The organism is Kitasatospora sp. NPDC005856, assembly GCF_040629945.1.
Classification (GTDB): Bacteria; Actinomycetota; Actinomycetes; order Streptomycetales; family Streptomycetaceae; genus Kitasatospora.
Window position 1 is genome coordinate 25,900 of sequence record NZ_JBEXWT010000097.1, and the last position, 7,628, is coordinate 33,527.

Genomic DNA, 7,628 nt, shown 5'->3' on the forward strand with positions numbered 1-7,628 from the left:
CCCCGGCGGAGTGGCCGATGGCGGCGTCGACGCCGGCGGGACCGGCATCGAGGACGCCGGGCCCGGCCGCCGGCCGACGGTCGGGCCGTGGGCGGCCCGCCCTCCCCGCACCCTCCCGAATATCCGCTCCGAAACCAGCCCCGAGCGCGCCTTTTCCACCCACCCGCGGCCGGAATCCGCCCGCTCCGGCATCCGGGTGAAATGACGTGGCGTCGCCCGGCGCGAATGGAAGCCGGGTCCGACGCTGCCAGAATGCAGTTTCCTCGGGCCCGCCCGCACAGGCGGCGCCACCGGACGGCTGGAGCGGAACATGCAAATCACTCGAACCCGTAGGAGTCCGGAAAGGGAATCCCGCGCAGCCGCGGGAAGCTTCCCGTGGACGCTGATGTACCACTCGGTGGCGTCGGCGGTCGACGACCCCTACCTGATCACCGTCGATCCCGCACGGTTCCGCCGCCAGCTGCGCTGGCTGTCCGCCCGCGGGCTGCGCGGGGTGTCGGTGGGCGCCCTGATGCGCGCCCACCGGAACGGCACCGCCGCCGGCCTGGTGGGGCTCAGCTTCGACGACGGCTACCGCGACTTCGTGGAGGAGGCCATGCCCGCACTGGCGGAGCACGGCTTCACCGCGACCGTCTACGTCGTGGCCGACCGGCTCGGCGGATACAACGACTGGGACAGCCAGGGCCCGCGCAAGCCGCTGATGACGGCACACCAGGTCCGTGAGGCCGCCGCCACCGGGGTGGAGATCGGCTCGCACGGACTGACGCACCGGCGGCTGGCGGGCCTGGGCGCGCGCGACCTGGCCGCCCAGGTCACCGACAGCCGCCACGTCCTGGAGGACCTCACGGGCCAGGCGGTCGACGGGTTCTGCTACCCCTACGGCTCGCTCGACGACGCCGCGGTGGACGCGGTGGAACACGCCGGCTACGCGTACGCGTGCGCGGTCAGCCCCGGCGCCCACAGCGGGTTGCACGCGCTTCCCCGATGTTACGTCGGCGACCGGGACGGACCGCTGCACCTGACCGCGAAGCTGGTACGCGACCGCTGGCTGCGCTGACCGCCGCTCAGCGGCTGACGGCGGCGGACTCCCGGGCCGGCTCCAGACGCAGCCAGGACTCGTGCCACAGCAGGGCGCACCGGCGGTCGCAGCCGGTGGCCAGCGGTTCGCCGCCGCAGCGCAGGCCGTCGAGGATGAACCAGGGCCCCCCGGTGGGGTGCTGCCACCAGGCGAGGGAGCGGTGAAGCAGCTCGGTGGCACCGTGACGGGTGCCGGCGTGGCGCTCCATCCCCGGCTGGAAGGGGACGCCGTGCAGGCGCCCGTCGGGGCCGAGGGTCGCCTGGATCTCCTCCAGGCTGCGCACCGTCGCCCACAGGGTGACGGGCCGGGCGGCGGACGGCGGTGCGGGGGCGGGCTCCAGCCACTCGTCGCGGAACAGCAGTGCGCAGTCCATCCCGCAGCCCTGGGCCCCGTCGGCGCCGTGGCAGGTGGCACCGGCCAGGGCGACGGTGCCCGACAGGCGCCGCACGCGGTAGTGGTCGTCGATCATGCGGCGCACGACGCGTTCCACCTGGTAGACGCCGCCGCAGAACGACCACTGGCTGCGGGTGAACCACAGGCCGCGGTGGCGGTCCTTGGCGTCCAGTGTGGCGCGCACCGCGGCCTCGTCCTTCACCCGGACCCAGTCGCCCTCGGTGAAGCGGGAGGGCCGGCCGGGTGCCGGAATGTCGGCGCGACGCTCCCGCAGGACCTCGCGGGCGATCCGCGCGCGGCGCACCACGCCGAGCGGGGGGAGGTCGCGCAGGGGCAGGCTCTTGTACTGGCACCGATTGGCGGCGGTTTCGCAGCGCAGCTCCGTGGTACCGGTGAACCGTGATTCCTCGACGGCCATCAATGAAATCCCATCGGGTCGGAGATATCGGCACAGGCTAGCGCAGCCCGGCTTTTCCGTGCTGGCCGCCGGACCCTTTCGACGCCATGTCGGGAGAAATAACACTAGACGCATTATGAGTCTTCTTGAGTGAAAACCCATCACTTCCGGAGAATCCGGGTTCATATGCGTGTAATGTTTCCCCCGTTGTCGAGGTGGAGTGGCCGAGTGGCGAGGCGACGGCTTGCAGGGCCGTTCAGATGGGTTCGATTCCTATCTCCACCTTTTCTCTTCCCCTTCGGCGTGGAGGCGCGCAGGCGGTACTCGCCGCGGCCCGCTCCGCGCCCACCGGCCCCGGGTGACCAGGCATCAGCCCTCGGCGCTCCGGCGGCCCGCGCGAGCGGCTGCGACCCGGGCCGACCGACGCGGAAAACCGGACTGCCCGATGCGGGAAAACCGGACCGCCCGGGCACCGGCTCGGCTGAGTCGGTGCCCGGGCGGTCCGGGGCGTACGGGGGTTGCGCGCCGTGCGGTCAGACGGTGACCGGTTCGGTCCGCTCCGCCGGGAGGTCGGCGGGCTGCTCGGCGGTGGCGGGGGTGTTCTCCCGGGGCGTGGGGAGCACGGCCATGAGCACGGCGGAGATCACGATGGTCGCCGCCCAGGAGAGCCCGTACTTGCCGATGGGAGTGTCGGACAGCGGGCCGGAGAACCAGTCGCACTTGGTGAAGGCGAGCCCGGCCAGCAGCGCGAGCACCCAGGACACCATCGCCTGCCAGCAGTAGCCGCCCGAGTACCAGTACCGGCTGTTCCTGCCGGTGTCCATCAGCGCGGCGGCGTCGTAGCGCACCGCACGCGAGCGGCGGCGGTACATGTCCACCGCGTAGACGCCGATCCACGCCGAGAAGGAGACGGCGAGCAGGATCAGGAAGGTGATGAAGGAGCCCAGGAAGCTCTTGGCGACCAGCATCAGCATCAGGCCGGCGACCAGCGAGATCACGGCGTTGATGCTGACGGCCATGGCGCGCGGCAGCTTCACGCCCATGGTCTGCGCGGTGAAGCCGGCCGAGTACATGGAGAGGCTGTTGATCAGCAGCATGCCCACGATGGCGGTCAGCAGGTACGGCACGGCCAGCCAGGTCGGCAGCAGGTCGCCGAGGAAGGAGACCGGGTCCGCGGCCTGCGCCAGGCCGGGCGAGGCCACCGCCATCACGGCGCCCATCAGCACCATCGGCACCATCACCAGGGCGGCGCCGGAGACCGTCACGCCGGCGATCTTCCGGCCGGAGGCGGAGTGCGGCAGGTAGCGGGTGAAGTCCGGGCCGGTGGGGACCCAGCTGATGCCGCCGGCGGCGATGGTGCCGATGCCGGCGATCATCATCGCGGTGGTGCCCGCGGGCTTGGCGAAGACCTCGCTCCAGTGGATGGTCGCGACCAGGTAGCCCAGCACCAGGATGCTGAAGACGCCGAAGAGGTACGTCGACCAGGTGTTGCAGACGTTCAGCGCCTTGCGGCCCATCCCGGAGACCAGGAAGGTGCAGGCGACGAAGGCGAAGAGCGTGATGACGATCAGCACGGTGTTGCTCTTGACGCCGAAGAGCAGGTCGAGGACGGTCAGCACGGCGTAGGCGCCGGTGACGGCGTTGATCGTCTCCCAGCCGAACCGGGCGACCCAGAGGATCGCGCCGGGGAAGAGGTTGCCGCGCACGCCGAAGGTGGCCCGGGAGAGCGTGGCACCCGGGGCTCCGCCCCACTTCCCGGAGACCGACACCACGCCGACCATGCCGAAGGAGGCGACCGCGGCGCACACGGCGACGATCAGGACCTGCCAGAAGTTCAACTGGTTGAACACCACCAGGGCCGCACCCATGGTGAGGAGCAGCACGCTGATGTTCGCCGCGACCCAGGTGGGGAAGAGCTCGCGGACTCTGCCCCGGCGCTCGTGGTCCGGGACGGGTTCGATACCGCGGGTCTCTATCGCGCCGTCGTCGTCGACGGTGGACAGGTTGTCCATGTGGGTGGCTCCGTGCGTGTGAAGCGGGGAGAAGAAAACAGACAAATGGAACATTTATGGAACTCTTCGCGCGTAGCGCGGGAGTTCAGCCATCCTACTTTGTCCGCTTCGGTCCAGGATCGGCCCGACCAGTAGGCCGCCCCGTCCACCCCGGCCCAGCCCCTGCCCGCCCCGCCCGGCCCGTGCCCCGGCCTGCCCGCCGTCCGCCCGGGGCGGCAGACTGGCGGCCAGGAGAGAGAGGAGCCGAGATGGCTGTCACGTTCACGGGCCCCGGTACCCGCCCGATCGGCACCCTGACCTGCGACCGGGGGTGCGGCACCGTCTTCCACGACGGCAGGGCCGAGACCGACGGCCCGCTGATCCACCAACGGGCCGCCCTCGCGGGCTGGTTCTTCCCCCGCTCCGCCCCCGGCGTGCAGATCGACGTCTGCCCCGGCTGCCAGCCCCCCGAGTACTACTGACCCGGCCCGGCGGCGCATGCGATCCGATCACCGCGTGTAGCGGAGCCGGTGACTTCCGTGGTGTCGGCCACTGCGCGTCGCCCGCCCGCCCGGCCGGTTCAGTCCCAGGGGCCGGTGGGCACCGGGCCGGGGGCGAGGATCGCCGCTGTCCTGCCGTCGCGGGCGCGGCCTTCCCAGACCTGGCCCCAGCCTTCCGGGACGCCGAAGGTCAGCAGGTCGGCCCGGTGCTCCTCGTCCCGTACCAGGTCGAACCAGCCCTCGCAGAGCCGCTTGCGGACCAGGTCGGCGTCCTCCTCGCGCTCCCGCCCGATCGGCGGGCCGCCGAATCCGGCGGCCGATTCCGCCAGGTGGCGGCGGAAGGGTTCGGTCAGCGTCCGCCAGGCGGTGGCGTCGGCGAAGCAGCCCATGGCGTCCTCCGCCTCGTACCCCGCGCCGGAGGCGCGCAGGGCCGGGTCCTCGCCCACGCCGAGGGCGAGCTCCCACGTGACCACCGGCTCGTCGCGCACGCGCAGAATCGTCGCGGCGCACTCCCGGCGTTCTGTGTAGCAGCCGTCGAAGAGGTGGGGGCAGTCGGCCCAGGAGACGTCCACCCGGTACTCGCCGGGCGGGACGCGGACCGCGAGTTCGCGCGGCGCCCCGGTGATCCAGGGCGAGTCCACGACCAGCCGGCCGCTCGGCAGCCGGATCGTGGTGACCTCCCGCACCTCGGCGATCTCGATCCAGCTGTACGGGGTGTACGGATTGCCGCCGATCCGCACACCCGGGGTGAACAGCCCGTCGAGGTACTCGCGTGTCTGCGGCCCGAGCTCGTCCATGCCCGCCCCCTCTTCCTTCTCACGTCCGTGGCACCTGCCGCCCCGGACGATACGCACCCCCACGGACAGCCCCGGTGCCCCGGCCCGCCTCACTCGGGGCCGGTCGACGCCTCACCCGGAAGTCCGGCCGGCAGGTGGTCGTAGCCGGCCCGGCCCGGCACCGCCCGGGCGAGCGCCCGCACCAGCGGGGCCGGCGGTACGGCGAAGACCCCGGGGTAGTCGCGCTCGCCCAGCTCCGGCCGGACCGGCCAGGCCAGCCGTTCCCGCTCCAGGTCGTACCGCGCGTCCACCCCCTCCCGGTTACCCCGGGCGTCCAGGCGCGACCAACGCCCGTGCAGGTGAACGGCGTTGAGGGCATGCAGCACGAATCCGCCCTCGCCGTCCTCCAGCCGCTGGTAGCACAGGCCGGTCGGTACGCCCTGCGCCCGCAGCAGTGCGGCCAGCAGGTGGGACTTGCCGTGGCAGATCGCGTTGCGCGCGGCCAGCACCTCGGAGGCGCGGAACGCCCCGCTGTACGTGCCGGCGTCCGCGGAGTGCGCCACCCGGTCGCGGACGTGGTGGAACGCGGCCTCCGGCGTGGCCAGCTCGGCGGCCAGTCGCCGCAGCCCAGGGTGCTGATGGTCGATCACCTCGTCCGCCGCGAGATAGGCGGCGAGGTCGTCGGTCTCCGGTCGCAGGATCATGCCGCCCACGGTGCCGCGCGCACCGTCCGGCGCGGGCGGAATTCCACTCCCCGGACAGGGGAGAGGACAGGGGGCAGGGCCAGGCGGCGGGGGACAGGGCCTCGGCCCTTGCCCGGGCGGCCGGTCGAAGGGCACGGTACCGGCAGCCGCGGCGCACCTCGCCGCCGCGGGCACCGCTCGTCCCCGCCCACGCTCCGGCCGCCCGATCCGCGTCCCAGCCCTGGAAGGCACCCGCGATGACCGACCCCGCCCGCCCCGTACTCGACCTCGCCGCCACACCCCGCCTCGGGCTGGCCGCGTCCCCCAGCCGCCCCGCGCCCGCCGACCGCGACCTCGGCTCGGCGATCCTCGACTCCCCGCCGGTGCACGGATCGCTCTGGCTGCGCTGGACCGGCCACGACGGCATCCGCACCCTGCACCAGGACGCCGGCCTCGCCCGCGGCTGGGTGGAGAGGGACGTCGACGGCCTGGACGGCTGGGTGGCCCTGCTGGGCGGCCGCGTCGTGGTCACCGGCGGCGGCGAGCCGGTGGTGCACGCCGACGCCTGGCAGGCCGGGGCGACCCTGCACGCCGTCCTCGACCGGCATCCCGTCGGCCCTGACGACGCCGAGCAGGGGGATTCGGACGACCAGGAGCACGGGCTGCTCGGCGACGTCCGGCACCGGGTCCGCCGCCGGGCCGCGGGGACGGGCCTGCGCGCCGTCGGCCGGAGCCTCGCCGCCGCCGGGGAGAGCCTGCGCACCGCCTACCGGGACACCGACCCCGGGGACCGGGAGGCCGCCCGCCGGGCCGCCACCGCCCGCGACGAATGGCAGCGCCTCCACGACCACCTCGCCGCCACCTCCGGCCCGCTCTACGACCCGGACGACGACCCCGAACTCCAGCGGGCCCTGCTCCGTGAGCGTCACCGTCGGCAGATCGCCGCCCGCGCCCGCGAGGCCGCCGGCACCCACCGGGCCACCGGTACCCACCGGGCCACCGGTACCCACCATTGCCCGGGCTGCCCCACCACCGAGACCCTCTACACCGCTCTGGAGCGCGCCGGCCTCCACCGCCTCACCGACGACGACCACCAGGCCGTCCGTGAAGTCACCGCAGCCCTCGACCTCGTCTCGCTGTACCGGGTCGTGGACTGGCTGGAGCGCGCCCGTGCCGCAGCCCTCGCGCCAGGTGAGGCCGGTCCGACCCCGCCCGCGGGGCCGGCCGGGCGCAGCGCCCGCCCCTGACCGTCCCGGGTCACCGCGCCTGCCCGGCGGCGGGAAGCACGGGCCCACCACCACGGTGGCCGGTGCTTCCCGCCGCGCCGGCAGCACCGGGCCGTGCCGCGCACCCGGACGGCCGCCCGGGCTAGTGGCCGCGCCACGGCCCGATGCCGTGGTGCCGCGGGGCACCTGGCCGGGATGGTCCCGGCAGCCTCGCATCATCGGCCGACCCACGGGCAGGGCGGGAGGGTGGGGGTGTCGTTCCCGGGTCGGTCGGGGTGTGGTGGCGGTCTCATCGGCGGGCGGTCGGTGTTGACCGGGTGTGGTGGTGGTGGGCCGGTCGGTGATGTCGCCGGGGCGGGGGCGGTGAGTGCGCTCACACGCGGATGCGGTGCACGACGACACCTAGCAGTGTCCGTTCTGCACCGTTCGACGGTGGGGGTGGTCGGCGTTCGCGCAGGCCGCAAGGGGTGGGGGCGCCGCAGGCCGTGCGTCCTTCGAATCGGAGCCGGGCCGCCCGCTACGACCGCGGATCGTAGCGGGAGGGTCTTGGCGGGGGCAGTTCCGGTCTGGCAACTTGGCATTCG

Annotated in this window: 7 protein-coding genes and 1 tRNA gene; 4 read left to right on the forward strand and 4 right to left on the reverse strand. The window is 73.6% G+C overall.

What is annotated here, in order from left to right:
• Positions 1–385: 385 nt before the first annotated feature.
• On the forward strand, positions 386–1,057 hold the full coding sequence (locus tag ABZ449_RS35700) for a polysaccharide deacetylase family protein (protein WP_360354428.1): 672 nt from the start codon (positions 386–388) through the stop codon (positions 1,055–1,057).
• A 7-nt stretch (positions 1,058–1,064) separates the two neighbouring features.
• Here the strand turns inward: ABZ449_RS35700 and ABZ449_RS35705 are convergent, their stop codons facing one another.
• On the reverse strand, positions 1,065–1,889 hold the full coding sequence (locus tag ABZ449_RS35705) for a hypothetical protein (protein ID WP_360354431.1): 825 nt from the start codon (positions 1,887–1,889) through the stop codon (positions 1,065–1,067).
• A 193-nt stretch (positions 1,890–2,082) separates the two neighbouring features.
• Here ABZ449_RS35705 and ABZ449_RS35710 point away from each other — a divergent pair.
• A tRNA-Cys gene (locus tag ABZ449_RS35710) sits at positions 2,083–2,153 on the forward strand.
• A 248-nt stretch (positions 2,154–2,401) separates the two neighbouring features.
• Here ABZ449_RS35710 and ABZ449_RS35715 read toward each other — a convergent pair.
• Positions 2,402–3,880 carry a cytosine permease gene (locus ABZ449_RS35715; RefSeq protein WP_360354433.1) on the reverse strand — a complete coding sequence of 493 codons (1,479 nt, stop codon included), beginning with the start codon at positions 3,878–3,880 and terminating at the stop codon, positions 2,402–2,404.
• A gap of 248 nt (positions 3,881–4,128) precedes the next feature.
• On the opposite strand from ABZ449_RS35715, the gene ABZ449_RS35720 reads away from it, so the two are divergent.
• The gene (locus tag ABZ449_RS35720) at positions 4,129–4,341 is read left to right on the forward strand and encodes a hypothetical protein (protein WP_360354436.1); all 213 of its coding nucleotides are present in this window, start codon (positions 4,129–4,131) and stop codon (positions 4,339–4,341) included.
• Between the two features lie 98 nt (positions 4,342–4,439).
• Here ABZ449_RS35720 and ABZ449_RS35725 read toward each other — a convergent pair whose 3' ends face one another.
• Both ABZ449_RS35725 and ABZ449_RS35730 read right to left on the reverse strand, forming a co-directional pair.
• Positions 4,440–5,156, reverse strand: coding sequence for a DUF4241 domain-containing protein (locus tag ABZ449_RS35725; protein WP_360354438.1), 717 nt, complete (start codon positions 5,154–5,156; stop codon positions 4,440–4,442).
• A gap of 89 nt (positions 5,157–5,245) precedes the next feature.
• The gene (locus ABZ449_RS35730; protein ID WP_360354441.1) at positions 5,246–5,839 is read right to left on the reverse strand and encodes a transglutaminase family protein; all 594 of its coding nucleotides are present in this window, start codon (positions 5,837–5,839) and stop codon (positions 5,246–5,248) included.
• Positions 5,840–6,075: 236 nt separating this feature from the next.
• Between ABZ449_RS35730 and ABZ449_RS35735 the strand changes: the two genes are divergently transcribed.
• Complete coding sequence (locus ABZ449_RS35735; protein ID WP_360354444.1) at positions 6,076–7,065, forward strand: hypothetical protein; 990 nt, start codon at positions 6,076–6,078, stop codon at positions 7,063–7,065.
• Positions 7,066–7,628 lie beyond the last annotated feature (563 nt).

What these genes read in the sequence shown, in the direction of transcription:
- ABZ449_RS35700 (WP_360354428.1), top strand. Translation starts at nt 386, where the DNA reads ATGTACCACTCGGTGGCGTCGGCGGTCGACGACCCCTACCTGATCACC.
- ABZ449_RS35705 (WP_360354431.1), bottom strand. Translation starts at nt 1,889, where the DNA reads ATGGCCGTCGAGGAATCACGGTTCACCGGTACCACGGAGCTGCGCTGC.
- ABZ449_RS35715 (WP_360354433.1), bottom strand. Translation starts at nt 3,880, where the DNA reads ATGGACAACCTGTCCACCGTCGACGACGACGGCGCGATAGAGACCCGC.
- ABZ449_RS35720 (WP_360354436.1), top strand. Translation starts at nt 4,129, where the DNA reads ATGGCTGTCACGTTCACGGGCCCCGGTACCCGCCCGATCGGCACCCTG.
- ABZ449_RS35725 (WP_360354438.1), bottom strand. Translation starts at nt 5,156, where the DNA reads ATGGACGAGCTCGGGCCGCAGACACGCGAGTACCTCGACGGGCTGTTC.
- ABZ449_RS35730 (WP_360354441.1), bottom strand. Translation starts at nt 5,839, where the DNA reads ATGATCCTGCGACCGGAGACCGACGACCTCGCCGCCTATCTCGCGGCG.
- ABZ449_RS35735 (WP_360354444.1), top strand. Translation starts at nt 6,076, where the DNA reads ATGACCGACCCCGCCCGCCCCGTACTCGACCTCGCCGCCACACCCCGC.